At 33.6% G+C, this 25,230-nt stretch carries 39 protein-coding genes; 1 reads left to right on the forward strand and 38 read right to left on the reverse strand.

The window, feature by feature from the left end; translation table 11 throughout:
* Positions 1-112: 112 nt before the first annotated feature.
* Together Q0616_RS10025 and Q0616_RS10030 are read right to left on the reverse strand one after the other, a co-directional pair.
* The gene (locus tag Q0616_RS10025; RefSeq protein WP_298776821.1) at positions 113-946 is read right to left on the reverse strand and encodes a GLPGLI family protein; all 834 of its coding nucleotides are present in this window, start codon (positions 944-946) and stop codon (positions 113-115) included.
* 70 nt (positions 947-1,016) lie between these two features.
* On the reverse strand, positions 1,017-1,259 hold the full coding sequence (locus Q0616_RS10030) for a hypothetical protein (RefSeq protein WP_298776822.1): 243 nt from the start codon (positions 1,257-1,259) through the stop codon (positions 1,017-1,019).
* A 255-nt stretch (positions 1,260-1,514) separates the two neighbouring features.
* On the opposite strand from Q0616_RS10030, the gene Q0616_RS10035 reads away from it, so the two are divergent.
* Positions 1,515-1,931 carry a hypothetical protein gene (locus tag Q0616_RS10035; protein ID WP_225541315.1) on the forward strand — a complete coding sequence of 139 codons (417 nt, stop codon included), beginning with the start codon at positions 1,515-1,517 and terminating at the stop codon, positions 1,929-1,931.
* 69 nt (positions 1,932-2,000) lie between these two features.
* On the opposite strand, the gene Q0616_RS10040 is transcribed toward Q0616_RS10035, so the two are convergent.
* The 36 genes from Q0616_RS10040 to rpsG all read right to left on the reverse strand — a co-directional run bounded on the left by Q0616_RS10040 (position 2,001) and on the right by rpsG (position 25,221).
* The gene (locus tag Q0616_RS10040) at positions 2,001-3,293 is read right to left on the reverse strand and encodes a glycosyltransferase (RefSeq protein ID WP_298776824.1); all 1,293 of its coding nucleotides are present in this window, start codon (positions 3,291-3,293) and stop codon (positions 2,001-2,003) included.
* Positions 3,294-3,300: 7 nt separating this feature from the next.
* Positions 3,301-5,946: a YfhO family protein gene (locus Q0616_RS10045; RefSeq protein WP_260544473.1), complete on the reverse strand. Its 2,646-nt coding sequence runs from the start codon at positions 5,944-5,946 to the stop codon at positions 3,301-3,303.
* Positions 5,936-6,193, reverse strand: coding sequence for a hypothetical protein (locus Q0616_RS10050; protein ID WP_171623158.1), 258 nt, complete (start codon positions 6,191-6,193; stop codon positions 5,936-5,938). The genes Q0616_RS10045 and Q0616_RS10050 overlap by 11 nt, the downstream gene beginning before the upstream one ends.
* A 1-nt stretch (position 6,194) precedes the next feature.
* Positions 6,195-7,262: a DUF6263 family protein gene (locus tag Q0616_RS10055; protein WP_284584154.1), complete on the reverse strand. Its 1,068-nt coding sequence runs from the start codon at positions 7,260-7,262 to the stop codon at positions 6,195-6,197.
* Positions 7,263-7,426: 164 nt separating this feature from the next.
* A complete protein-coding gene (locus Q0616_RS10060) occupies positions 7,427-8,074 on the reverse strand; it encodes a porin family protein (protein WP_260544475.1) in 648 nt (215 codons plus the stop codon).
* Between the two features lie 99 nt (positions 8,075-8,173).
* Positions 8,174-8,647: a 50S ribosomal protein L17 gene (rplQ, locus tag Q0616_RS10065; RefSeq protein ID WP_171623156.1), complete on the reverse strand. Its 474-nt coding sequence runs from the start codon at positions 8,645-8,647 to the stop codon at positions 8,174-8,176.
* A gap of 12 nt (positions 8,648-8,659) precedes the next feature.
* Positions 8,660-9,652, reverse strand: a complete 993-nt coding sequence (locus Q0616_RS10070; RefSeq protein WP_171623155.1) for a DNA-directed RNA polymerase subunit alpha — start codon at positions 9,650-9,652, stop codon at positions 8,660-8,662.
* Between the two features lie 22 nt (positions 9,653-9,674).
* Positions 9,675-10,277, reverse strand: a complete 603-nt coding sequence (gene rpsD / locus Q0616_RS10075) for a 30S ribosomal protein S4 (RefSeq protein ID WP_171623154.1) — start codon at positions 10,275-10,277, stop codon at positions 9,675-9,677.
* 47 nt (positions 10,278-10,324) lie between these two features.
* Positions 10,325-10,714 (reverse strand): 30S ribosomal protein S11, encoded by a 390-nt coding sequence (gene rpsK / locus Q0616_RS10080; protein WP_019974178.1) that lies wholly within the window; start codon positions 10,712-10,714, stop codon positions 10,325-10,327.
* Between the two features lie 11 nt (positions 10,715-10,725).
* Positions 10,726-11,103, reverse strand: a complete 378-nt coding sequence (gene rpsM, locus Q0616_RS10085; protein ID WP_038335547.1) for a 30S ribosomal protein S13 — start codon at positions 11,101-11,103, stop codon at positions 10,726-10,728.
* Positions 11,104-11,115: 12 nt separating this feature from the next.
* On the reverse strand, positions 11,116-11,232 hold the full coding sequence (gene ykgO / locus Q0616_RS10090) for a type B 50S ribosomal protein L36 (RefSeq protein ID WP_013598490.1): 117 nt from the start codon (positions 11,230-11,232) through the stop codon (positions 11,116-11,118).
* A 75-nt stretch (positions 11,233-11,307) separates the two neighbouring features.
* Complete coding sequence (gene infA, locus Q0616_RS10095) at positions 11,308-11,523, reverse strand: translation initiation factor IF-1 (RefSeq protein WP_171623153.1); 216 nt, start codon at positions 11,521-11,523, stop codon at positions 11,308-11,310.
* Positions 11,524-11,545: 22 nt separating this feature from the next.
* Positions 11,546-12,916, reverse strand: coding sequence for a preprotein translocase subunit SecY (secY, locus tag Q0616_RS10100; protein WP_171623152.1), 1,371 nt, complete (start codon positions 12,914-12,916; stop codon positions 11,546-11,548).
* Between the two features lie 15 nt (positions 12,917-12,931).
* On the reverse strand, positions 12,932-13,387 hold the full coding sequence (gene rplO, locus Q0616_RS10105) for a 50S ribosomal protein L15 (protein ID WP_171623151.1): 456 nt from the start codon (positions 13,385-13,387) through the stop codon (positions 12,932-12,934).
* Between the two features lie 29 nt (positions 13,388-13,416).
* Positions 13,417-13,596 carry a 50S ribosomal protein L30 gene (gene rpmD / locus Q0616_RS10110; RefSeq protein WP_135835261.1) on the reverse strand — a complete coding sequence of 60 codons (180 nt, stop codon included), beginning with the start codon at positions 13,594-13,596 and terminating at the stop codon, positions 13,417-13,419.
* 11 nt (positions 13,597-13,607) lie between these two features.
* A complete protein-coding gene (gene rpsE, locus Q0616_RS10115) occupies positions 13,608-14,132 on the reverse strand; it encodes a 30S ribosomal protein S5 (protein ID WP_280062069.1) in 525 nt (174 codons plus the stop codon).
* 13 nt (positions 14,133-14,145) lie between these two features.
* Complete coding sequence (gene rplR / locus Q0616_RS10120; RefSeq protein ID WP_284584155.1) at positions 14,146-14,499, reverse strand: 50S ribosomal protein L18; 354 nt, start codon at positions 14,497-14,499, stop codon at positions 14,146-14,148.
* A gap of 13 nt (positions 14,500-14,512) precedes the next feature.
* The gene (gene rplF, locus Q0616_RS10125) at positions 14,513-15,058 is read right to left on the reverse strand and encodes a 50S ribosomal protein L6 (RefSeq protein WP_171623149.1); all 546 of its coding nucleotides are present in this window, start codon (positions 15,056-15,058) and stop codon (positions 14,513-14,515) included.
* A 22-nt stretch (positions 15,059-15,080) separates the two neighbouring features.
* A complete protein-coding gene (gene rpsH / locus Q0616_RS10130) occupies positions 15,081-15,482 on the reverse strand; it encodes a 30S ribosomal protein S8 (protein ID WP_135835489.1) in 402 nt (133 codons plus the stop codon).
* Positions 15,483-15,746: 264 nt separating this feature from the next.
* A complete protein-coding gene (rpsN, locus tag Q0616_RS10135) occupies positions 15,747-16,016 on the reverse strand; it encodes a 30S ribosomal protein S14 (RefSeq protein ID WP_135835265.1) in 270 nt (89 codons plus the stop codon).
* 6 nt (positions 16,017-16,022) lie between these two features.
* Entirely contained in the window at positions 16,023-16,586 is a 564-nt protein-coding gene (gene rplE / locus Q0616_RS10140; RefSeq protein ID WP_188319624.1) for a 50S ribosomal protein L5, read from the reverse strand.
* A 2-nt stretch (positions 16,587-16,588) separates the two neighbouring features.
* Positions 16,589-16,903 carry a 50S ribosomal protein L24 gene (rplX, locus tag Q0616_RS10145; RefSeq protein WP_171623147.1) on the reverse strand — a complete coding sequence of 105 codons (315 nt, stop codon included), beginning with the start codon at positions 16,901-16,903 and terminating at the stop codon, positions 16,589-16,591.
* A 9-nt stretch (positions 16,904-16,912) separates the two neighbouring features.
* Positions 16,913-17,281, reverse strand: a complete 369-nt coding sequence (rplN, locus tag Q0616_RS10150; RefSeq protein WP_171623146.1) for a 50S ribosomal protein L14 — start codon at positions 17,279-17,281, stop codon at positions 16,913-16,915.
* 8 nt (positions 17,282-17,289) lie between these two features.
* Positions 17,290-17,544, reverse strand: coding sequence for a 30S ribosomal protein S17 (rpsQ, locus tag Q0616_RS10155; RefSeq protein ID WP_171623145.1), 255 nt, complete (start codon positions 17,542-17,544; stop codon positions 17,290-17,292).
* A 16-nt stretch (positions 17,545-17,560) separates the two neighbouring features.
* On the reverse strand, positions 17,561-17,749 hold the full coding sequence (gene rpmC / locus Q0616_RS10160; RefSeq protein WP_038335494.1) for a 50S ribosomal protein L29: 189 nt from the start codon (positions 17,747-17,749) through the stop codon (positions 17,561-17,563).
* Between the two features lie 22 nt (positions 17,750-17,771).
* Positions 17,772-18,191, reverse strand: coding sequence for a 50S ribosomal protein L16 (rplP, locus tag Q0616_RS10165; RefSeq protein ID WP_171623144.1), 420 nt, complete (start codon positions 18,189-18,191; stop codon positions 17,772-17,774).
* 36 nt (positions 18,192-18,227) lie between these two features.
* Positions 18,228-18,950 carry a 30S ribosomal protein S3 gene (gene rpsC / locus Q0616_RS10170; protein ID WP_019974200.1) on the reverse strand — a complete coding sequence of 241 codons (723 nt, stop codon included), beginning with the start codon at positions 18,948-18,950 and terminating at the stop codon, positions 18,228-18,230.
* 5 nt (positions 18,951-18,955) lie between these two features.
* Positions 18,956-19,372, reverse strand: coding sequence for a 50S ribosomal protein L22 (rplV, locus tag Q0616_RS10175; RefSeq protein ID WP_171623143.1), 417 nt, complete (start codon positions 19,370-19,372; stop codon positions 18,956-18,958).
* Between the two features lie 9 nt (positions 19,373-19,381).
* Positions 19,382-19,660, reverse strand: a complete 279-nt coding sequence (gene rpsS, locus Q0616_RS10180; RefSeq protein WP_171623142.1) for a 30S ribosomal protein S19 — start codon at positions 19,658-19,660, stop codon at positions 19,382-19,384.
* 3 nt (positions 19,661-19,663) lie between these two features.
* The gene (rplB, locus tag Q0616_RS10185) at positions 19,664-20,488 is read right to left on the reverse strand and encodes a 50S ribosomal protein L2 (protein ID WP_225541310.1); all 825 of its coding nucleotides are present in this window, start codon (positions 20,486-20,488) and stop codon (positions 19,664-19,666) included.
* Positions 20,489-20,503: 15 nt separating this feature from the next.
* Positions 20,504-20,788 (reverse strand): 50S ribosomal protein L23, encoded by a 285-nt coding sequence (rplW, locus tag Q0616_RS10190; protein WP_171623140.1) that lies wholly within the window; start codon positions 20,786-20,788, stop codon positions 20,504-20,506.
* Between the two features lie 10 nt (positions 20,789-20,798).
* Positions 20,799-21,428, reverse strand: a complete 630-nt coding sequence (rplD, locus tag Q0616_RS10195; RefSeq protein WP_284584156.1) for a 50S ribosomal protein L4 — start codon at positions 21,426-21,428, stop codon at positions 20,799-20,801.
* The gene (gene rplC / locus Q0616_RS10200) at positions 21,419-22,048 is read right to left on the reverse strand and encodes a 50S ribosomal protein L3 (RefSeq protein WP_026357390.1); all 630 of its coding nucleotides are present in this window, start codon (positions 22,046-22,048) and stop codon (positions 21,419-21,421) included. The genes rplD and rplC overlap by 10 nt, the downstream gene beginning before the upstream one ends.
* 250 nt (positions 22,049-22,298) lie before the next feature.
* A complete protein-coding gene (gene rpsJ, locus Q0616_RS10205; RefSeq protein WP_019974208.1) occupies positions 22,299-22,604 on the reverse strand; it encodes a 30S ribosomal protein S10 in 306 nt (101 codons plus the stop codon).
* A gap of 10 nt (positions 22,605-22,614) precedes the next feature.
* On the reverse strand, positions 22,615-24,738 hold the full coding sequence (gene fusA / locus Q0616_RS10210; RefSeq protein ID WP_260544489.1) for an elongation factor G: 2,124 nt from the start codon (positions 24,736-24,738) through the stop codon (positions 22,615-22,617).
* A gap of 6 nt (positions 24,739-24,744) precedes the next feature.
* The gene (gene rpsG, locus Q0616_RS10215; RefSeq protein ID WP_019974210.1) at positions 24,745-25,221 is read right to left on the reverse strand and encodes a 30S ribosomal protein S7; all 477 of its coding nucleotides are present in this window, start codon (positions 25,219-25,221) and stop codon (positions 24,745-24,747) included.
* Positions 25,222-25,230: the final 9 nt, after the last annotated feature.

A 25,230-nucleotide genomic window follows, 5' to 3' on the forward strand; every position in this document is an offset into this window, starting at 1 on the left:
CACCAGAAACAGGTTTCCCCTCTTCATTTTTTACAACGCCAGAAATGGTAAGTTGAGCAAAAATAAAGTGAGAAATTAGAGCAAATAATAGTGTTAATTGGGTTTTCAAAAATTATAAAATAAATGGTATGGATGGGTTTAAATAAATATACTTTCTTTTTTTATTTCTTTCTTGTCTTTCTTTTATCTCTTGTTCTGTCAGTTGCAAACCTGCCTGCATAAGAATATTAGTCTTATTTTCTTGAAAAGATTTACCAAAGTTATAAACTTCATCTTTATTCATTTTAACAAAATCATTTCTTCTTCTTTGTGATATTGTTGTTTCTTTTAAATTAATGAAATCTTTTTTTGATTTATAACTCGTTAATTCGAATTTATAATTACTATTCTCATCTTCTAATTTTATGATAACTCCAGGTAAACCATAAAATAAGTATGGTGCAACCTGAATAGGTAATTCTTCTGAATAATATGCTGTCCAATTTCTACCTAAAAAAAATGTTGTTGCTTTTGTCACTTTTTTTCCATCAATTTCAGATGTTTCATTAGAAATGTTCCATATTGGTAGTTCTATTTTTTCTTCATTATAAAAAGGTAACTCTAAATTAAAGATATAGTGCTTTTGTATTTCTTTTTCTAAATCAATTTCTAAAGTATAATTTTCCACATTATTTTTTAAACCCATAGTCTGTTCCATGACAGAACTAATATTACTTGCATCAACTTTTCGCTTTGTATAAGCTATAGAATCATAAATAATATGATTTTCCCCTCTGTAAATCCGTTGTTCACCTTCAATGATAACATTCATAATATCAGTATACTTTTTTTTACTGACACTATCTTTTTTAAATTCATATAAGTATGTAAACTCATATTGAGAATAACCATTTATACTAATAAGTATAAAACTTATAACTAATACTATTTTATTTAAATACTTCATTTACGAATAAATTATATAGATATGATTTAAGAAAATTCCTAAGTCATATACTATAATTATTAATATTTAATTAATCTTCAATTTCTGGTGCATCTTGCTCATTTTCTATATCTTCACAAGCTTTATCTCTAAAATTACTTAATTTATCAGGATCAAGTTCTCCTTGCCAACAATAAATAAGCGCAATTCCACAATCATTTTTAACTCCTGTACATTGCCTATTATTATATTCTTCATCTACAAACTCTACTTCATTTGCCATTGCAAACGTTCCGATAAGTGCAAAAGCACTTGCTAATAACATTTTCTTCATTTTAATGTAATTTTTAGTTTTTAATTTTCAATTATAGTTTGCAACCTATAATTGTTGTCTTAACGTTAATTACATCAATAATAATAATAATAATAATAATAATAATAATAATAATAATAGAAAACAAATCTTTGAGTAATTTAAGTAATTAAAAACGAATAATTTGTGTTAAATTCATTCCAATTATAGCGGATTATAAGGGATAGCACCTAATATTTTGATTATCTTTATATTAATTAAAACAATGAGGATTTTATGAAGAAGTTATTAATTCTATACACAATCATAATCTCTTCTATTTGTTCTGCACAAATAAAAGAGATTTCTGATTCTTATTCCAACTATATATTGGCAACTATATACCGAACAGATTACCTAAATTACCAAATTTATAACAGAAGTCTTTTTTTGAATATTTTTTCGATAAACGATTCTAAAGGAACTTCTACTGATTCTTTTAACGAAACTGACGAAGTTTTGCAAGCGCTAATAATATCTGTATCTCCAGACGGCGATTATTATACAACAAGTAAATTATATAAAATAGATGAACTAATTTTTCCGAAAATAGTAGAAATTAATGAAACTAAATATCCAGAATTTATTATTAAAATTGAAACAGGAATGAATAATAATAGAATTGTAAAAGAATATAAAATTAATTCGAATTGATAATAAATTATAAAACCATCTTTCATGATATACAAAAGATGGTTTTCTATTTTTTTAAATTTAACAACTTTACAAACTATTGACCACTTCAACTAATTTAGAAGTCAAGTTTTTACGATTGAATTGTTGAACTTCATTTTCGTTCGTTTCAAATTTTTGGTTTGGATTTTTTAACCATTGATTATAAATCGAGAGAATATAATTTTTCATTTCCGCCACTTGTTCGTGACTAAAATAATTTCCGGCTTTAGTTTTATGAAGTATTTTTTCGACATCTGCATCAGCAGGTCCAATCGCTAAAATTGGATTTCCAGTAGCCATATATTCGAATAATTTACCAGGAATTATTCCTTTCGAAGCAACATTATCAAAGTTTGTCAAAATTAAAATATTTGCTGAATTGATCGCGTTCAACGATTCTTGATGCGAAACATATCCGTGAACAATTAAATTAGTTTGTAAACCTTGTTTAACAATTGATTGTTTGACATCATCAGCTAAAGAACCATAAAAATTAAGTTTAAAATCTTCTCTGAAAGATTGATTTTCGTTACTAATTTCAGCTAAAGCTTTCCACAAAGCAACAGGATTTCGAAGCATTTCCAAACCTCCAGAATACGTCAAATGAAAATAATTATGCTCTTTCTCTATTTGCTGTTTTACTTCTTCGAAACCATTTGTAATCACTTCTACTCGCTTTGCTCCAATTTTTTTAAAGTTTTCACCATCAGCATAACTTGTTGCTAAAACAACGTCGGCTTTTTGCATCACTTCTCGCTCTAAATCTTCGTGTTTTTTAGCAGCCCAATACGTTAATTTCAATTCTTTGTGATAACTAATTTGTGTCCAAGGATCTCTAAAATCTGCCAACCAGTTAAGGTTTGGTAATTGTTTTTTCAATTTCAAACCGATCAAATGTAAACTATGAGGCGGACCAGAAGTTACAATGGTGTCAATATTTTCTTTTTGTAAAAAATCTTTTAAATATTCTGCAGAAGGATTCACCCAAAACTTACGCGCATCAGGAATAAAGAAATTTCCTCGCACAAAAACTGACAATTTCGACAAAAAAGATTGGTTTTCATTTTTCTCGAAATGTCCACCTTTATAAGCTTTATTTTTTGGATTCAGTTTTTCAGCCAACTGATAAGGTTCCCAAATTTTGTTTTTAACGATTTTAACTTTCGGATTAATGTCTTTCGCTAAAGTTTCGTCGAGAATTGGATAAGAAGGATTTTCTGGAATATATACATAGGTTTCATATCCAAATTCAGGAAGATATTTTGTGAATTTCAACCATCTTTGAACACCAGGACCTCCCGCAGGAGGCCAGTAATAGGTGATGATTAATATTTTTTTCATTCTAAAATTAAGCCTTTTGAGTGGCTAAGTTTACATTCTCTTTTGGTGAACATTTTTTATATCCCAAATAAACACCTCCCAACACAATGATTAGAAGTAAGATATTTGAAATTATCACAATCATATTTCCTGTAGAAATAACTTGTGGCTTAAATTCCATGACAATCGTATGATTTCCTTTCTGAACTGGTACTGCACGCAATACGTAATTCGCTTTTTCGATCGGAACTTCCTTTCCATCAACTGTTGCAGTCCATCCATGTGGATAATAAACTTCTGAAAAAACTGCAATTTGATCTGTATTAGAAGACGATTTGTAGGTAATTTTCATTGGTGAATAATCAACCAATTCAATTTTCGCGTTTGCATCAGCTGAAACATTTAGGTTTTTATTCTCAACCAAATCTTTACGTAAAATAACTGTATTATTAATTGGTGTAGAATTTATGGCTAAGATTTCGTCATTTGCATTATCTGTCCATTTGATGTTCGAAGCTAACCAAGCACTACCTAAAGCAGTTGGATTTTGTTGAACCTGCGGTTCTGTAGGACTTCCATGAATAATGTATTTCGTATTCATCATATTCAATACATTAATCAAACCTGTTTCATCTTTGATTCCGTATTTTTTTAATTGCGGATCTTGCGAAAAATAGATATCTACAACGTCTTGGTATTTCCCTAATTTAGCGGCATGATAACCACCAATTGAAGGAACAAAATATGAAGTTCCAGCTTCGTTAAACGTACTCAAAACCGTATTGTACACACGGAAATGTGATTGATCTTGTTTTGCTATATTCGACAATAAGTTATTCAACGGAACCTTGTAAGCTATTTGTGCAACATTATTGTTATTTTCTGCTTCGGTTTGTAAACGTGGTGACATTTCCGTTGGGAAAGGGTTGTCAACAATATATTTTGACACAAAATTATCTTCGTTCAAATATCTTTTGTTCACTGTAAATCCATCAATAAATGCCAAAGCACCTATCGTTAATATCACAACAATTGGTTTTTTGATCAACTTGAATAAATAAGCTAACAATAATCCCATTGTACACAACACAAAAATTAGTGTTCGTAACGTATCTGCTTTAAACATTGAAATTCTATCCTGAATTAATGCTTCATCTAAACGTTTCATTAAGCCATCCCATAGTCCAACTGCATTTGGATTAGCTTGTTGAATTTGTCCGATTAATTGCTCAGTCATGAACTTTTCATTCTCTGATGTAAATGGAAAAATCATTCCACCAAATAAGAAGAAAATAATCAAAATTCCGATTGTAGAACCACCAGCTATATAAAGTACTTTCTTTTTGAAGTCGTCAGATTCATCTGAATTAAAGAAATAATATAGCGTCAAAATTGCTAAGAAAGGCATTGTAAATTCGGCAATCACCAAGATGGAAGAAACTGCTCTGAATTTATCATACATTGGGAAATAATCGATGAATAAGTTGGTAACGAATGGTAAGTTTTTACCCCAAGCCAAAATGAAACTTAAAATCGTTGCACCTACTAACCATTTTTTATAGGTCGAGTATTTTCCACGAACCATAAAAACTCCGATAATAAATAAAAATACAACAACAGCTCCTTGATACGCTGGACCAGAGGTTCCTGGTTGATCTCCCCAATAAGCACTTCTTGGTTGACTTGCTACCGCTTGAAAAACTTGTTGATTAAACTCGTCTTCTCCTAAACTATATTGTGTATTTTGTAATTCGGATATATAATGTTGTAAATCCTCTGGATCAGTTTGTGAACCACCACCCATTAAATTTGGAATAAATAGATTTAATGTTTCTAATTTTCCATAACTCCATTGTGTGATATAATCATGATCTAATCCGTTTGAATTCTTTTTCAACAACGTCATTTCAGATTTTCCACGCGTCGTCTCTTTACTGTATTCGTATGTCGATAATAATCGATTTGCATTTAATCCCGCAGCAATAATAACCGCTACAACAACCAATGCAGATGATTTGAAGAAATCGGGTAATTCTTTTCTCTTGAAACTGTCTACAAACTGAACAATTGCAAAAACTAACATCGCCAAAAACAAATAGTAGGTCATTTGAATATGGTTCGCTTGTAATTGCAAGCCCATAAATAGCGTCGTTAAAACAAAACCTGCGATATATTTTTTACGATACAACAAAAGAATACCAGCAACTAAAGGTGCAAAATAGCCTATTGTATGTAATTTCCCGTTATGTCCGGCTGCAATCAATTCGAAATAATACGAACCAAATGCAAAGAAAATTGCACCAACTAAAGCGTATTTCCACTTCTTAAAAACAGTTAAACCCAGAATAAAAAAACCAGTAAATACTAAGAAAATATAGTCTGCTGGACGTGGTAAAAATCTAAATAATCCATCAATCGTTTTGATTACATCAAAATTATATTTAGCACCTGTTTGATAGGTTGGCATACCACCAAACATAGCGTCAGACCAATAGACATTCTCACCCGTTTTTTCTTGGTAAGTCAACATTTCTTGCGCACTACCTTTGTAATTGATAATATCGGGTTGAATAACAGATTTTCCCGATAAAACTGGCGCACAATACACCAATGCAATCACCACAAAAAGTAGCAATGAGATAAGAATGTAGAGTAAATTCTTTTTATTTTTCATGCTTTTTTTCCTCGATTATTTCGTAATCTACCGTTTCGGCGTCTATATTGTATTTCGGCTTATCGAAAGACGTATTTTGTTTCGATTCGTTGTACGAATCATTCGAATTTTGACTTTGATTATAAGCATTTCTTTGCTGATTAATGGCTTCTTGAAAAACTTTTTTAACAGCAAATACTTTTCTTAAAAATCTAAAAATGAATAAGAAAATAATACTTAAAATTAAAATCCAAAGAATTGTTTTCATTTTAGTTGACTGTTGTGACAGTAGTAACCGATTCCGTCATTGTTTGTTTTTGACCTTGTGCTTCTACTGTACGTTTTAATGTTTCCTTTTTCGTTAAATTAACTTTGTTGATCCAACCAGATTTAGTGTCCAACAAAATTTTCCCATCGACATTCGCACTACTATTCGCTGACATTGTAACACCTTCTTGTGACTCATTACCTTTCAAACTCTGTGTTCCATTCACCGTAATTGTCGTATTTGTAGGTTCTACACTTGCTAAAGTTCTTTTCATCGAAATATTTCCTTTCATTGGACCTTGATCAATTTTTTGGCTATCACTCCAAGATTCTTTTAAAGCCAATGTTTTATTCGGAAAAATATTCATCGTTTCCTCAAATTGAGATGAAATCGCTTCTTTGTTTAATGAATTATTGATGACTTGCGTAAAGAATTTAAATTCTTCTGCATTTACTTGCGATTTTACAGAATTAAGAATTGACGTTTTGATAGATTCTAATCCATCAACACTTACAACTTTTCCTTTCTCATCAACTTTCATTGTATACGTTTTTCCCGTCATCGCTTTATAGATTGACCAAGAAACGGCAATATCTTTATTTGCAGGTTTTGCAGCATTTGTATCATACGAAATTGATTTTCCAGATGGATCAGTCATTTTTTCGCTATACTGTTTTGATTTTACTTCTAATGTATATACACCATTTTTAAAATCTTTTACGGTATAATCAATCTGTTTTTTACTTTCGCTTGACATTTTCTGAGATTGCTTCCCGTCAGTAGCTGAATGTGTTGTTTTAATACCTAATGTCATCGGATACGTTTTTCCGATCTCTAAATTATATTTGTATGCATATTTGTCATCAGCACCTTTTGCTATAGCTACAACTTCTGCAACTACAGGTGATTCGACTACCAAAGAATCTGTTGTTTCTGCTTTGGTAACGGTATCACCTTTTTCATTTACAATTAATTCTTTACCATCTTTATCTTTACCTACGACTTTATCCTCTTTTTTGCATGAAACTACTGTCATTGCGACAGCCATCATGAATAGTAATTTTTTCATATCAAATTTATATGTGATAATTGGTTTATTGCCAAAATCAATCCAAAAATAAGGATTTTAGTTGATTTTTTAACACTAAGATTCTAAAACTATCATACATAAATATTTACAGTATTTTCTATTTAAAAACAAAAAAGCCATTCAACTGAATGACTTTTCTTTATTTAATTAAATGGTACTGCAACTGACAAACTAAAATAGTTGTTTCGTGATTTTAAATCATCAGCTTTGTTGAAATTTGTAATTCCGTACGTATAACGTACATTAATAGAAGCACCAAACTTAAAATCATAACCAATTCCACCTACAATAGAGAAATCTAAATCTTTAAAATCATCTGTATCATTTTTCAAATCTATATTATCAGAAATTGTTTCTATAATTCCTTGGTTATTTCTGATATCAATTTGACGTGTATATTTTCCTAAATAAAAATAAGAAAGTTTAGGACCAACTTCGAACGTCATTCCGTTTTCTATTTTATACTTTGCAAGAACTGGTAAAGTTATATAATCTGTTTTAAATTTACCTTCCGATTCATAAGTTAAACCATCAAGATGAATAGTCTCTTTGGTTTTGAAACCTTGAGAAGAATATAAAAGTTCTGGTTGAATAGCAACTGATTTATTAACTGGTATATTAAAATATACTCCAACTGTAGGACCAAATTTGAATTTGGAATCTATTAAATCATTATCGTCCGAAAAATTAACATTCGACAAATTAGCTCCTAATCGCATTCCTAATGTAGTCTGTGCTTGAGAAATAGTAATAAAACTTAAAAAAGTTAATAAAGTATAGATTTGTTTCATACAATAATATTTTAAAGTAAAAATATACTTATTTTTTTAATCTTCCATATAAAAAAAGCCTCCCAATTTGGGAGGCTTTTCATATTATAATCGAATAGATTATGCTTCTTCTGTACTTTCAGTTTCAGCAGCTGGAGCAGCTTCTTCTGTTTTCGTACTTTTTCTACTACGACGTGTAGTTGCTTTCTTTTCAACTTTCGTGTTAGTGTAGATATCATTGAAATCTACTAACTCGATCATTGCTGTATCAGCACCATCACCTAAACGGAAACCAGTTTTGATGATACGAGTGTATCCTCCTGGGCGATTAGCAATTTTAGGAGCTACAGTTCTGAATAATTCAGTTACAGCTTCTTTATCTTGTAAGTATGAAAATACAACGCGACGGTTGTTCGTATCGTCTGTTTTAGACTTTGTCAATAAAGGCTCAACATATGTTTGTAATGCTTTCGCCTTTGCTACTGTTGTGTTGATTCTCTTGTGAGTAATCAACGCTATAGCTAGATTAGATAATAAAGCTCTTCTATGAGAGGCAGTTCTACCTAAATGGTTAAATTTTTTTCCGTGTCTCATTTTTTAATAAAATTATTCTACGTCTAACTTATATTTTACGATGTCCATTCCAAAGTTAAGACCTTTGCTGTCCACCAATTCTTCTAACTCTGTAAGAGATTTCTTACCAAAGTTTCTGAATTTCATTAAGTCAGACTTAGCGAAAGAAACTAATTCGCCTAATGTTTCAACTTCAGCTGCTTTTAAACAATTTAATGCTCTTACTGATAAATCCATATCTACCAATTTTGTTTTCAATAATTGGCGCATATGTAACGCTTCTTCATCGTAAGTTTCACCAGATGCAACTTCTTCCGCTTCTAATGTAATTCTCTCATCTGAGAACAACATAAAGTGGTGAATTAAGATTTTAGCTGCTTCAGTTAAAGCATCTTGAGGTGTTATAGATCCATCTGTAGTAATTTCGAAAACTAATTTTTCGTAATCTGTTTTTTGTTCTACACGATAGTTTTCAATTGCGTATTTTACATTCTTAATAGGAGTGTAAATAGAATCAATTGCTATAGTCCCGATTGGCGCAGAAGCCTTTTTATTCTCATCAGCTGGTACGTATCCTCTACCTTTTTCGATTGTAAATGTAATAGTTACATTAACTTTAGCGTCTAAGTTAGCGATTACTAATTCAGGGTTTAAAACTTGGAATCCAGAAATAAATTTCCCTAAATCACCTGCTGTTAATTGATCTTGCCCTGAGATAGTAGCAGTTACAGTTTCAGCATCTGATTCATCAATTTGTTTCTTAAAACGAACCTTTTTCAGATTTAAAATGATCTCTGTAACATCTTCCACTACTCCTGGAATAGTTGAAAATTCGTGCTCAACACCTTCAATTTTGATCGAAGTGATGGCATATCCTTCCAAAGAAGAAAGTAAAACTCTACGTAGAGCATTTCCAACTGTAATCCCGTATCCTGGCTCTAATGGACGGAACTCAAATTGTCCGAATTGCGAGTCAGACTCTACTAAGATTACTTTGTCAGGTTTGATGAAATTTAAAATAGTCATTTTATTAGTCTGATTTTAAGGTTTATTTAGAATATAACTCGACGATTAATTGCTCTTTGATATCTTCTGGGATTTGAACTCTTTCTGGAGCTTTTGTAAAAGTACCAGCTTTTTGCTCATCATTCCAAACTAACCAATCGTACTCGCTACGTGCGTGTAAAGAGTTTGTGATTGCAGTTAAAGATTTAGATTTTTCTCTAACAGCGATAACGTCACCAGCTTTCAATTGATAAGATGGGATGTTCACGATTTCTCCGTTTACAGTTACGTGTTTGTGCGATACTAATTGACGTGCAGCACTACGTGAGTTTGCAATACCTAAACGGTAAACTACGTTATCTAAACGAGATTCACATAATTGTAATAATACTTCACCTGTAATTCCTTTAGAAGCATTTGCTTTTTTGTATAAGTTAGCAAATTGTTTCTCTAAGATACCGTAAGTATATTTCGCTTTTTGTTTTTCAGTTAACTGAATAGCGTATTCTGATTTTTTAGCTCTTCTTTTGTTAGGTCCGTGTTGCCCTGGAGGATATTTCTTTTTCTCAAAAGATTTATCGTCTCCGAAAATTGGTGCTCCAAATTTTCTTGCAATTTTAGTTTTTGGTCCTGTATATCTTGCCATGATTTGTTACTATTAAATATATTAAATAATTAAATTGAGAAAAATGATTAAACTCTTCTCTTTTTAGGTGGACGACATCCATTATGTGGTAATGGAGTAACATCAACGATTTCAGAAACCTCGATACCACCGTTATGAATTGTTCTAATAGCAGATTCACGACCTTGACCTGGTCCTTTCACGAATACTTTAACTCTTCTTAATCCTGCTTCGTATGCAACTGTTGTTGCATCTTGAGCAGCTACTTGAGCAGCGTAAGGCGTGTTCTTTTTAGATCCACGGAATCCCATTTTACCTGCTGAAGACCAAGAGATAACTTCACCGTTTTTGTTCGTTAATGTAACGATAACGTTGTTAAACGATGCTTGAATATGAGCTTGTCCAGTAGCTTCAATAACTACTTTTCTTTTCTTTACTACTTTCTGATTTTTTGCCATGATCCTATTTATTATTTAGTGGCTTTTTTCTTGTTAGCAACTGTTTTCTTTTTACCTTTTCTTGTACGTGAGTTATTTTTTGTTCTTTGACCACGTAATGGTAAACCTAATCTGTGACGAATACCTCTCTGACATCCGATATCCATTAAACGTTTGATGTTTAATTGGATTTCTGATCTTAATTCACCTTCAACTTTGAAAGTTTCATTGATCGATGCACGGATTGCGTTGATTTCTTCATCAGTCCATTCGCTAACTTTAGTATCTTCTGAGATATTGTTCTCAGCTAAGATTTTAGAAGCACTGCTTCTTCCGATCCCGTAAATGTATGTAAGTCCGATTACCCCTCTTTTATTTTTAGGTAAATCTACACCTGAAATTCTTGCCATAATTCTAAATAATTAACCTTGTCTTTGTTTAAACTTAGGATTCTTTTTGTTGATCACATACAAACGTCCTTTACGACGCACAATTTTACAGTCAGCACTTCTCTTTTTAATGGATGCTCTAATTTTCATCTTTGTAAATTTATTTATAATCCGATAGAGTTAACGTATTTACATTAACTCTATCACCAGTCGTTATTATTTCTTTTAGTATCTATAAGATATTCTACCTTTTGATAAATCGTAAGGAGACATCTCTATTTTAACTCTATCACCTGGTAATAATTTGATATAGTGCATTCGCATTTTACCAGATATGTTACATGTTACAACATGCCCATTTTCTAATTCTACACGAAACATTGCATTAGATAATGCTTCTGTAATCGTACCGTCTTGTTCAATATGTTTTTGTTTAGCCATAAATCTTTTTAATAAAATCTTATTAGATATCTCTTGAAGTTCTACCTGAAGACATTAAACCATCGTAACGGTGATTTAATAAATATGTATTAATTTGTTGTACAGTATCTAAGATAACTCCCACCATAATTAACATTGATGTACCTCCAAAGAACATTGCAAAGCTTTGTTCTACACCTAATAATTTTACAATCGCTGGCAAAACAGCAAGCAAAGTTAGTAAAATTGCTCCAGGTAACGTAATTTTTGATAAAATTTCGTCTAAATAATTTGCAGTTTCTTTTCCAGGACGTATTCCAGGGATAATTCCTCCGTTACGTTTTAGATCTTCAGCCATTTGGTTTACTGGGATTGTAATCGCAGTATAGAAATATGTGAAGATAATAATTAATAATCCGAAGATCAGATTGTATTCCCATGTAAATGGATCAGCCATTTTTGCAAAAAATGCTTTCACGGCACTTCCTTCGTCTAAGAAATAACTTGCTAATGTTCCTGGTAAAAACATAATTGCTTGCGCAAAAATAATAGGCATTACACCTGCCGCATTTACTTTTAGAGGAATATAAGAACGTACAGAATCTGTAACAGATCTCATATAAGAACTACTAGAAGTTTGCGCTCTTCTTACATATTGCACAGGTACTTTACGCACAGCTGCTACAATCATAATACACATTGCAATAACTAGGATTAACCCTACCATTTCTATCAAGAAGAAAATACCATTTGAATCGTCAACTTCAAATGCATTGAAAACTGCTTTAGGTAAATCGGCTAAGATACCAATCATAATTAAGATTGAAATACCGTTACCTATACCTTTGTCTGTAATTTTTTCTCCCATCCACATGGCAAAGACTGTCCCCGTAATCAAAATGATTGTTGAAGGAAACCAGAACCAAAAGTTTGTTGGAGGAATAACATAAATAGCGTATGACGAAGCTGGATCGTAAGGTAAAATCTGAGAAGTAATTAACGTTAAATATGCTGGTGCTTGTACCAAACATATACCTATCGTTAACCACCTTGTAATTTGATTTACTTTATTTCTTCCACTTTCTCCTTCTTTTTGTAGTTTTTGGATGTAAGGTACTGCTAATCCCATCAATTGTACAACAATTGAAGCAGAGATATAAGGCATAATCCCTAACGCAAATACGGAAGCTCTACTAAAAGAACCTCCGGTAAAAGAGTTTAATAATCCTAAAATTCCTGAATTTGCATTTGTTTGGTCTGCAACAAAACGATTAACCTCGTTAATATCGACACCTGGAAGTGGAATATGAGAACCGAATCTATAAACCAACAATAGAAGGATAGTTACAAGTAACTTATCCTTCAATTCTTTTATGCTCCAGATATTTTTTATGGTCTGTATAAACCCTTTCATCTATAAAATATATTCTTAAGCGTTAACTAATTCTACTTTACCTCCTGCTTTCTCAATAGCTTCTTGAGCTGATTGAGAGAATTTATCAGCAGTTACATTAACAGCAGCTTTTAACTCTCCACGACCTAAAATTTTCACTAAGTCATTTTTGTGAGCTAAACCTAATTCTACTAATGTTTCTTTGTTTAAAGTATCTGTAATTTTATTGTTGTCAACTAATTGTTGAATTGTGTCTAAATTGATTCCAGTGTACTCAACACGGTTGATGTTTGTGAAACCAAATTTAGGTAAACGTCTTTGTAAAGGCATTTGTCCTCCCTCGAAACCGATTTTTCTTGAATAACCAGAACGAGATTTAGCACCTTTGTGTCCACGACCTGCAGTCAAACCGTTTCCACTACCTTCACCTCTACCTTTACGGAATTTATTTTGTACTGAACCAGCAGCTGGTTTTAAATTACTTAAATTCATTTTTAATAATTTTTAAAAGGTTAAAGCGATTAAGCTCTTTCTACTACTACTAAGTGTGAGATTTTACGAATCATTCCTTCGATTTGAGGAGTTGATTCGTGCTCTACTACTTGATTCAACTTTCTTAAACCTAAAGCAACTAATGTAGCTTTTTGAGATTTATCACGGTTGATTGCACTACGTGTTTGTTTTACTCTTACTTTGCTCATTTTACTTTTTTTTATCCGTTGAACACTTTAGTTACAGAAATACCTCTTTGACGTGCAATAGTTTCTACAGAACGTAAGCTTAATAAAGCGCTGAATGTAGCTTTTACTGCATTGTGAGGGTTAGAAGAACCTTTTGATTTTGATAATACATCATGTACACCAACTGATTCTAATACCGCACGTACTGTACCACCTGCAATTACTCCTGTACCTTTTGCTGCTGGACGGATGAACACTTGTGCACCACCGAAACGAGCTTCTTGAGCGTGAGGAATTGTATTGTTAAATAATGGGATACGTACTAAGTTTTTCTTAGCATCTTCGATAGCTTTAGCGATTGCAGATGCTACGTCTTTAGATTTCCCTAATCCGTAACCTACTACTCCGTTTCCGTCACCTACTACTACGATTGCAGAGAAACCAAATGCTCTACCTCCTTTTGTTACTTTAGTAACACGTTGTACTCCAACTAAACGATCTTTTAAATCTAAACCTGTTGGTTTTACTCTTTCTACGTTTTTAAATCCTAACATAATTTCTTTCTCTTTTTTAGAATTTTAATCCACCTTCTCTAGCACCGTCTGCTAAAGCTTTGATTCTACCATGATACACGAAACCGTTACGATCAAAAACGACAGTTTCAATTCCTTTTGCGATAGCTTTTGCAGCTAAAGCTTTACCAACTGATGCAGAAACTTCAGATTTTGTACCTTCTACAGCAACACCTTTTTCACGAGATGATGCAGAAGCTAAAGTTACTCCATTGTTATCGTCAATAATTTGAGCGTAAATTTCTTTGTTAGAACGGTAAACTGACAAACGAGGTTTAGTTTCTGTTCCAAAAATATTTCGACGCACGCGTCTTTTTATTTTTTGTCTTTTTTCTACTTTAGATAATGCCATTTTTCAATGATTTTTATGCAGATTTACCTGCTTTTCTTCTAATAATTTCTCCTACGAACTTAATTCCTTTTCCTTTGTAAGGCTCTGGCTTACGGTAAGAACGGATTTTAGCTACAACCATTCCTAATAATTGATTATCATGTGATGATAATGTAATAATAGGGCTTTTACCTTTCTCTGTTAAAGTTTCAACTTTAACTTCTGTTGGTAATTCGATAATGATGTTGTGAGAGAAACCTAATGACAAATCTAATTTTTGTCCTTGGTTAGAAGCTCTATACCCAACCCCAACTAATTCTAATTGTTTTTTGAAACCTTCAGTAACACCGATAATCATGTTATTGATTAATGCACGGTATAAACCATGTAAAGCTTTGTTATCTTTAGAATCATTTGGACGAACTACAGTTAAAACTCCGTCTTCGATAGTTACATCAAATCCTTCGTTTAACTCTCTTGTCATTGTAATGTTGTTACCTTTAACCGTAACTACGTTATCTTTAAATTCAACAGTCGCTGCTGCAGGGATGTTGATATGTGCGTGTCCTATTCTTGACATAATTTCTTAATTTTTTAAAAGATTAATAAACAAAACATAAAACTTCACCACCTACATTCTCTTGACGAGCTTGTTTATCTGTCATAACTCCTTTAGAAGTTGAAATAATAGCAACACCTAATCCGTTTAAAACACGAGGTAATTCTTTAGATCCTGCGTATTGACGTAAACCTGGAGTTGAAGCTCTTTTGATTTTACGGATAGCTGGCTCTTTAGTTACTTTGTCGTACTTTAAAGCGATTTTGATTGTTCCTTGAGGTTTGTCTTGTCCTTCGAATTTGTAGTTCAAGATGTAACCTTGTTCAAATAAGATCTTAGTGATCTCTTTTTTAATTTTAGATGCAGGGATTTCCACTACTTTGTGTCCTGCCATCATTGCATTTCTAACGCGTGTTAGAAAATCTGAAATTGGGTCTGTATACATAATATAATTCTATAGTATAGCGCTGATGCACTACTTTTAAAATTAAAGTTTCACCAAAATGCACTATGCATTTGGGTTGCAAATATATTGCATATTTTTTAATTACAAACTATTTATCTCAATAATTTATTTTTAATCCATTAAGGCATAAGCGAAACCTTGTTATAGTGTTATTAAAAATATTTCTTATAAAGAAATTGATTAAAAAAAAATCCTTACTCAATAAAAGAGTAAGGATTTAATATTTCTAAAGCGTTTGGTAGATTACCAAGATGCTTTTTTAACACCTGGGATTAACCCTTCGTTTGCCATTTCACGGAATGTAACACGAGAGATCCCGAAAGTTCTCATGTATCCTTTTGGACGACCTGTTAATTTACAACGGTTGTGTAAACGTACAGGAGAAGCGTTTTTAGGTAATTTTTGTAATGCTTCGTAGTCACCAGCTTCTAATAAAGCTTGACGTTTCGCAGCATACTTAGCAACTAATGCTTGTCTTTTGCGCTCACGCGCTTTCATTGATTCTTTAGCCATGACTTCTTATTTTTCTTTTGTAAATGGTAATCCGAATTTAGCTAATAAAGCTTTCGCTTCTTTATCTGTATTCGCTGAAGTTACAAAGGTAATATCTAAACCTTGAATTTTCTTGATTTTATCAATATTAATTTCTGGGAAGATAATTTGCTCTTTGATACCTAAGTTATAGTTACCTCTACCGTCGAAACCTGTAGAAGAAATACCGTTAAAATCACGTACACGAGGTAAAGCTGCAGATACTAAACGATCTAAGAATTCGTACATTTTCTCACCACGTAAAGTTACACGAGCACCAATTGGCATTCCTTTACGTAATTTGAAAGCTGCTTCGTCTTTCTTAGAAATTGTTCCTACTGCTTTTTGACCTGTGATTAATTCTAACTCTTCGATAGCGTAATCAACGATTTTTTTGTCAGCTGTAGCAGCACCTAAACCTTGAGATAATACAATTTTCTCTAATTTAGGAACTTGCATAATAGATTTGTACCCGAACTCTTCTTTAAGAGCAGCTACAATCTCTTCTTTATATTTAACCTGCGGACGAGGTGTGTATGTTGTTGTACTCATTCTTAAATAGCTTTACCAGATTTTTTAGCAATTCTTACTTTTTTACCTCCTTCTTCTTTGATTGCTACTTTCGTTGCTTTTCCAGTTTCAGGATCTACTAAAGCCAATTTACATAAATAGATTTGAGCTTCTTTTTCAACAACTCCACCTTGTGGATTTTGTGCGCTTGGCTTTACACGTTTTTTTGCAATATTAACCCCTTCAACGATAGCTTTAGCTTTGTCAGGGAATACGCGTAACACAGTACCAGTTTGTCCTTTTGAAGAACCTGATAATACGACTACTTTGTCTCCTTTTTTAATTTTTAACTTTGCCATGTTGTTCTATTATAATACCTCTGGGGCTAATGATACAATTTTCATATATTCTTTATCACGTAACTCACGAGCAACTGGACCGAATACACGAGTTCCACGCATTTCTCCTTGAGTGTTCAATAATACACATGCATTATCGTCGAAACGGATATATGAACCGTCTTTTCTACGAACTTCTTTTTTAGTTCTAACTACAACAGCTTTTGATACAGCACCTTTTTTAACGTTTCCTGCAGGTGTAGCTTCCTTGATTGCAACTACGATTTTGTCACCTACTGATGCGTATCTTTTTTTAGTACCACCTAAAACGCGGATTACTAATGCTTCACGAGCTCCTGTGTTATCTGCAACTTTTAATCTAGATTCTTGTTGTAACATAACTTATATTATTTAGCTCTTTCAATGATTTCTACTAATCTCCATCTTTTGTTTTTAGACAAAGGACGAGTTTCCATGATACGCACTGTGTCACCTTCGTTACATTCGTTAGATTCGTCGTGCGCTGTATATTTCTTCGTTTTTAAAACGAATTTCCCATAAAATGGGTGCTTTTGTTTCTTCGTTTCAGCTACAACAATGGTTTTTTCCATTTTGTTAGATGTAACTAAACCTACTCTTTCTTTTCTTAATTTTCTTTCCATCAGTTACAGATTACTGTTATGATTGTTTTTCGTTTAACACGGTATTCAAACGAGCAATTGTTCTGCGTAAGTCTCTAATACCGATTGGATTTGCTACAGGAGAAACAGCGTTCGTCAATTTTAATTGATCGTAGTTCGCTTGTTCTTCAGCTATTTTAGCTTGTAACTCCTCTACACTTAGATTTCTAATATCTGCTGCTTTCATTTTTTCTTAATTTTTGAAATTATTAATTTTGGAAATCACGTGCAACGATAAACTTAGTCTTAACAGGTAACTTCTGAGCTGCTAAACGCAATGCTTCAGATGCAACCTCTACTGGCACACCTCCTACTTCGAATAAGATACGACCTGGTTGTACAGGAGCTACCCAATATTCTGGTGCACCTTTACCTTTACCCATACGTACCTCTGCTGGTTTCTTAGTAATTGGTTTATCTGGAAATATTTTAATCCATAATTGACCCTCTCTCTTCATGAAACGAGTTGCAGCAATACGAGCTGCCTCGATTTGACGTGCTGTAATAAACGCTTCGTCTAAAGATTTGATCCCGAAAGTCCCGTAAGCTAATTGAGTTCCTCTGTGAGAAACACCTTTCATCTTACCTTTTTGGGTTTTTCTAAACTTTACTCTTCTCGGTGATAACATATCTACTTAATTCTTTATGTTAGTTGTTAAACTAAATTATCGCTTTCTATTATTAGATCTCTCACCTCCTTTTCTGTTGTTATCAGATTTTTTTTGTTTTTTCTGTAAACCAACTAATGGAGATAATTCTCTCTTACCATATACTTCACCTTTCATGATCCATACTTTGATCCCTAAACGACCGTAAGTTGTATGAGCTTCTGAAATGTGGTAATCAATGTCTGCACGGAATGTAGACAAAGGAATACGTCCGTCTTTATAAGTTTCAGAACGTGCCATCTCTGCACCGTTTAAACGACCAGAGATTTGAACTTTAATTCCTTCAGCGTTCATTCTCATTGCAGATTGAATAGCCATTTTGATTGCACGACGGTAAGAAATACGATTCTCAATTTGACGAGCGATACTATCACCTACTAAGATTGCATCTAATTCTGGTCTCTTAATTTCGAAGATGTTAATTTGAACCTCTTTACCAGTGATTTTCTTTAACTCTTCTTTTAATTTGTCAACTTCTTGTCCACCTTTACCAATGATGATACCTGGACGAGCAGTAGTTACTGTAACTGTAACTAATTTTAAAGTACGATCGATATAAATACGAGAAACACCGGCTTTAGATAAACGCGCTCTTAAATAAGTACGAATTTTTGCATCTTCTGCAATTTTATCACCGTAATCATTTCCACCGTACCAGTTAGAATCCCATCCTCTGATGATTCCTAAACGATTTCCGATTGGATTAGTTTTTTGTCCCATATCTATTAATCTTGTACTTTTTGTTTATCTTCTTTAGTTCCTAAAACCAAAGTCACATGGTTTGAACGTTTTCTGATTCTATGTGCTCTACCTTGAGGAGCAGTACGAATTCTTTTTAATTGACGTGCACTGTCAACAGAGATTTCTTTTACATATAATCCAGCTTCTTCTACATCAGCTCCTTCGTTTTTGATTTGCCAGTTAGCGATAGCGCTTAATAACAATTTTTCTAAACGGATTGAAGCGTGGTTTTTAGTATATTTTAAAATACCTAAAGCTTTTTGAATTTCAACTCCACGGATAATATCTACTACTAATCTCATCTTACGAGGAGAAGTAGGAACATTATTTAATTTCGCAAAAGCCAACTGCTTGTTAGCTTCTTTGATTTTTTCGTTACTTAATCTTTTTCTAGATCCCATGGCCTTCTACTATTTTTTTCCTTTGTTTTTAGCTCCGGCATGACCTCTAAAAGTACGTGTAGGAGCGAACTCACCTAATTTATGACCTACCATATTCTCAGTTACATAAACTGGGATAAATTGTTTCCCGTTGTGTACTGCGATAGTTTGACCAACAAAATCAGGAGAAATCATAGATGCTCTTGACCATGTTTTGATCACGTTTTTGCTACCCGCTTCTACGTTAGCTAAAACTTTCTTTTCTAATTTATAGTGGATGAATGGTCCTTTTTTTAATGAACGTGCCATAAATTATTTTTTTCTTCTTTCAACAATATATTTGTTAGACGCTTTCTTTTTGTCACGAGTTTTGTAACCTTTAGCTGGAATACCGTTACGAGAACGAGGGATACCTCCTGTCGCACGACCTTCACCACCACCCATTGGGTGATCAACTGGGTTCATAACCATTGCACGAGTTCTTGGACGACGACCTTGCCATCTTGAACGTCCTGCTTTACCAGAAACTTCTAACTGATGATCTGTGTTAGAAACAACACCTACTGTTGCTTTACACTCCACTAAAATCATTCTTGATTCACCACTTGGTAACTTAACGATAGCATATTTACCATCACGCGCAACTAATTGAGCATAAGTACCTGCACTTCTTGCCATAACCGCTCCTTGCCCTGGACGTAACTCAATACAAGAGATTACTGTACCTAATGGGATGTTTTTAAGCTTCATAGCATTACCTACTTCTGGTTCTACGTTATCTCCTGAAACAATTACTTGTCCAGCTTTCAAACCATTTTGAGCAATAATGTAACGTTTTTCACCATCTTCGTAAGATAATAAAGCGATGAATGCAGTTCTGTTTGGATCGTATTGTACAGATTCTACAGTTGCAGCACCTTCTTTATCACGTTTGAAGTCGATGATACGATATTTTTGTTTGTGTCCACCACCGATATAACGCATTGTCATTTTACCAGTGTTGTTACGTCCACCCGATTTAGATTTTCCTTCAACTAATGTCTTTTCTGGCTTAGCACCTTTGTCTACTGCCGCAAATTCATTAACCACTCTAAAACGTTGTCCCGGGGTGATAGGTTTTAATTTTCTTACTGACATTTTTTAATTCTTAAATTATCCGAACAACTCTATTTCTTGACCTTCAGCTAAGCTAACGATCGCTTTTTTCAACTTATTTGTTTTTCCAGTTTGAAAACCTGTTTTTGTGTAACGAGTTTTCACTTTTGGAGCAGAAACTAAAGTACTAACAGAAACCACAGATACACCGTACGTTTTTTCTACAGCATCTTTGATTTGAATTTTGTTAGCTTTTGTGTCTACATAAAACGAATATTGCCCTAATAACTCACTGTTATTTGTAGCTTTTTCTGAAATTACTGGTTTAATTATGATTCCCATTTTCTTCGTCTTATTTTGTTAAATTTTCTTGAACTGTTGCTAAAGAACCTTCTAAAAATACGATTTGAGAAGCATTGATTAAATCAAATACATTTAATTCCTCAGTTGTAACAACTTTAACTTTTTGCAAGTTACGAGAAGATAAATATACATTGTTATTAGACTCTCCTAAAACGAATAAAGATTTTGTGTTCTCTAATCCTAAATCAGCTAAAACTGTTTTGAAGTCTTTCGTTTTTGGAGCTTCAAATGAGAAGTTCTCAACAACTTTGATTTCGTTCTCAGCTAATTTTTGTGATAACACAGATTTTTTAGCTAATCTCTTTTGTGCTTTATTTAATTTGAAAGAATAGTTTCTTGGACGTGGCCCAAAAATTCTTCCTCCTCCTCTAAACACTGGAGATTTAATAGAACCTGCACGAGCTGTACCAGTTCCTTTTTGTTTTTTGATTTTACGAGTAGATCCCGCAATCTCAGCTCTTTCTTTTGCTTTGTGAGTTCCTTGGCGTTGAGCTGCTAAATATTGCTTAACTTCTAAGTACACTGTGTGTGTAGAAGGCTCAATTCCGAAAACTGCCTCGTCTAAAGATACTGTTCTTCCAGTTTCTTGACCTTTGATGTTTAATACTACTACTTCCATCTTCTAACGATTACGTATGAATTTTTAGGACCTGGGATAGCACCTTTAACAATTAAAAGATTTTTCTCAGTATCCACTTTAAGTACTTTTAAGTTCTGAACAGTAACTTGTTTACCACCCATTCTTCCAGCCATACGCATTCCTTTGAATACACGAGATGGATCTGAACCAGCACCGATAGAACCTGGAGCTCTTAAACGGTTATGTTGACCGTGTGTAGCTTGACCTACTCCACCGAAACCATGACGTTTAACTACACCTTGGAAACCTTTTCCTTTTGAAGTACCTGTAACACTTACAAATTCTCCTTCGTTGAATAACTCAACGTTAACTTCTCCTCCTAATGTTAAAGAGTTTACGAATTCTTCACCGTAAAACTCAACTAACTTACGTTTTGGAGTAGTTCCTGCTTTTTTAAAGTGACCTTTTAAAGCATTAGTCGTGTTTTTTTCTTTTGCGTCATCGAAACCAAGTTGAGCAGCAACGTACCCATCTTTCTCTACGGTTCTGACTTGAGTAACCACACATGGCCCAGCTTCTACGATAGTCACAGGAATATTTTTCCCGTTCTCATCAAATAAGCTAGTCATCGCGATTTTTTTACCAATGATACCTGACATTTGATTAAAATATGTTAATAATTTGTTTATTATTTTAGAGAATGTGCACTTTCGAACACTAGAGATCTTCTCTAAAATTAGCATGCAAATGTAAGAATTATTTTGTAAACCACAAACTTTCAATTAATTATTTTTCAAAAGATTACAAACCGAGAAAAACAATGTTAAAAACTGATTCCAAATATATCTTACAAAAAAGCCTCGAGATGTGCACGTCTCGAGGCTTATATTTATTTAAAGCGTTGTTTAACTACACTTTAATTTCTACTTCAACACCACTAGGTAATTCTAATTTCATCAAAGCATCAACTGTTTTAGATGAAGATGAATAGATGTCTAATAATCTTTTGTGAGCTGATAATTGAAATTGCTCACGAGATTTTTTGTTTACGTGTGGAGATCTTAAAACTGTAAAGATTCTTTTGTGAGTTGGTAATGGAATAGGACCATTCACAACAGCTCCTGTCGCTTTAACAGTTTTTACGATTTTTTCAGCTGATTTATCAACTAAAGAATAATCGTAAGATTTTAATTTTATTCTAATTTTTTGACTCATTTTTCTTGAATTAAGCGTTACCTTTTGCTTTAGCGATTACAGCTTCAGCCACATTTGTTGGCGCTGGAGCGTAGTGATCGAATTCCATAGTCGATGTAGCACGACCAGAAGATAATGTACGTAATGATGTTACGTATCCGAACATTTCTGCTAATGGAACCATAGCTTTAATAACTTTTGCGTTATTTCTATCATCCATACCAGAAACTTGTCCACGTCTTCTGTTCAAGTCACCAACGATGTCACCCATGTTTTCTTCTGGAGTTAAAACCTCTAACTTCATGATAGGCTCTAAAATTTGAGCACCAGCAGCTTTAGCAGCAGCTTTGTACCCCATTTGAGCAGCTAACTCGAAAGATAATTGGTCAGAATCCACAGGGTGGAAAGATCCATCTTTTAAAGTAACTTTTAACGAATCCATTTCGAATCCTGCTAAAGGTCCATTCTTCATTGCAGCTTTGAAACCTTTCTCAATAGAAGGGATAAATTCTTTTGGAACGTTACCACCTTTTATCTCAGAAACGAATTCTAAACCTGTTTTACCTTCATCTGCTGGTCCCATTGTGAAAACGATATCAGCAAATTTACCACGTCCACCAGATTGTTTTTTGTAAACTTCACGGTGATCTGCTGGTCTTGAGAATGATTCTTTGTACTCTACTTGAGGCTCACCTTGGTTAACCTCTACTTTGAATTCACGTTTTAAACGGTCAACGATGATATCTAAGTGTAACTCACCCATACCAGAAATAACTGTTTGACCTGAAGCCTCATCAGTTTTTACTTGGAATGTTGGGTCTTCTTCAGCTAATTTAGCTAAAGCCATACCTAATTTATCAACGTCTGCTTTTGTTTTAGGCTCAACTGCGATACCAATTACTGGATCTGGGAAGTCCATAGACTCTAATACGATAGGTGCTTTTTCGTCACATAAAGTATCTCCTGTTTTGATATCTTTGAATCCTACTGCAGCTCCAATGTCACCAGCTTCGATGTATTCGATTGGCTCTTGTTTTTGAGCGTGCATTTGGAAGATACGAGAAATACGTTCTTTATTACCAGAACGAGTATTTAACACGTATGAACCTGCATCTAAGTGTCCAGAATAAGCACGGAAGAAAGCTAAACGACCTACGAATGGGTCAGTAGCAATTTTAAATGCTAATGCTGAGAACGGCTCATCTACAGATGGTTTTCTAGAGATTTCCTCATCTGTTTTTGGATCTGTCCCTGGAATCGCTTCTTTGTCCATCGGAGATGGTAAGTAACGACAAACAGCATCTAACATGAACTGTACACCTTTGTTTTTGAACGAAGATCCACAAGTCATTGGGATGATAGACATATCTAATGTTGCAGCACGTAAAGCAGCATGAACTTCTTCTTCAGTAATAGAATTTTCATCTTCCATGTACTTCTCTAATAAGTTTTCATCGTACGCAGCTACTTCTTCGATTAATTGACCACGGAATTGTCTTACATCGTCAACCATATCAGCTGGGATTTCAACAACATCAAATGTAGAACCATGATTCTCATCATGCCATACAATTGCACGGTTTTTAATCAAATCAACCACTCCTTTAAAGTCAGCTTCATCACCGATTGGTAAAACGATAGGAACAGCATTTGATCCTAACATCTCACGTACTTGACGACAAACATTTAAGAAGTCAGCTCCTTGACGGTCCATTTTGTTAACGAATCCTAAACGAGGAACTTTATAGTTATCTGCTAAACGCCAGTTTGTTTCAGACTGAGGTTCAACTCCATCTACTGCTGAAAATAAGAAAACTAAACCGTCTAAAACACGTAAAGAGCGGTTTACCTCTACTGTAAAGTCAACGTGACCAGGAGTATCGATAATATTAAAGTGGTATCCTTTAGCATCTGGTAATGGTTTACCTTGCTCTGTTGGGAAAGTCCAATCAACAGTAACAGCAGCAGAAGTAATTGTAATCCCTCTTTCTGCTTCTTGCTCCATCCAGTCAGTTGTAGCTGATCCTTCGTGAGTTTCTCCTAACTTGTGGTTCTTACCTGAATAGAATAAGATACGCTCTGTAGTCGTAGTTTTTCCTGCATCGATGTGAGCAGCAATACCAATATTTCTTGTGTATTTTAAATCTCTTGCCATCGTGTATTAGAATCTAAAGTGAGAGAATGCTTTATTTGCTTCTGCCATTTTGTGAGTATCTTGACGTTTTTTAACGGCAGAACCTTCTTCTTTAGCAGCTGCAATAATTTCTCCAGCTAATTTTTGAGCCATCGATTTCTCGTTTCTGTTACGAGAATATTTGATTAACCATTTCATTGCTGTTGAAATTTTACGATCTGGGCGAATTTCCATTGGAATTTGGAATGTAGCTCCACCTACACGGCGAGAACGTACTTCTACGTGAGGCATTACATTAGATAATGCTTCTTTCCAAATGTCTAATGAAGTTTTTTCAGCATCTTCTTTGCGAGAATCTACGATTTCTAACGCATCATAAAAGATTTTGAATGCTACAGATTTTTTTCCGTCGTACATTAAGTTGTTTACGAAACGAGTTACTAACTGATCATTAAATTTAGGATCTGGAAGTAAAGGTCTTTTTTTAGCTCTTGTCTTTCTCATCTTACCTTA

Source organism: uncultured Empedobacter sp., assembly GCF_937930195.1.
In the GTDB taxonomy this organism is placed as follows: domain Bacteria; phylum Bacteroidota; class Bacteroidia; order Flavobacteriales; family Weeksellaceae; genus Empedobacter; species Empedobacter stercoris.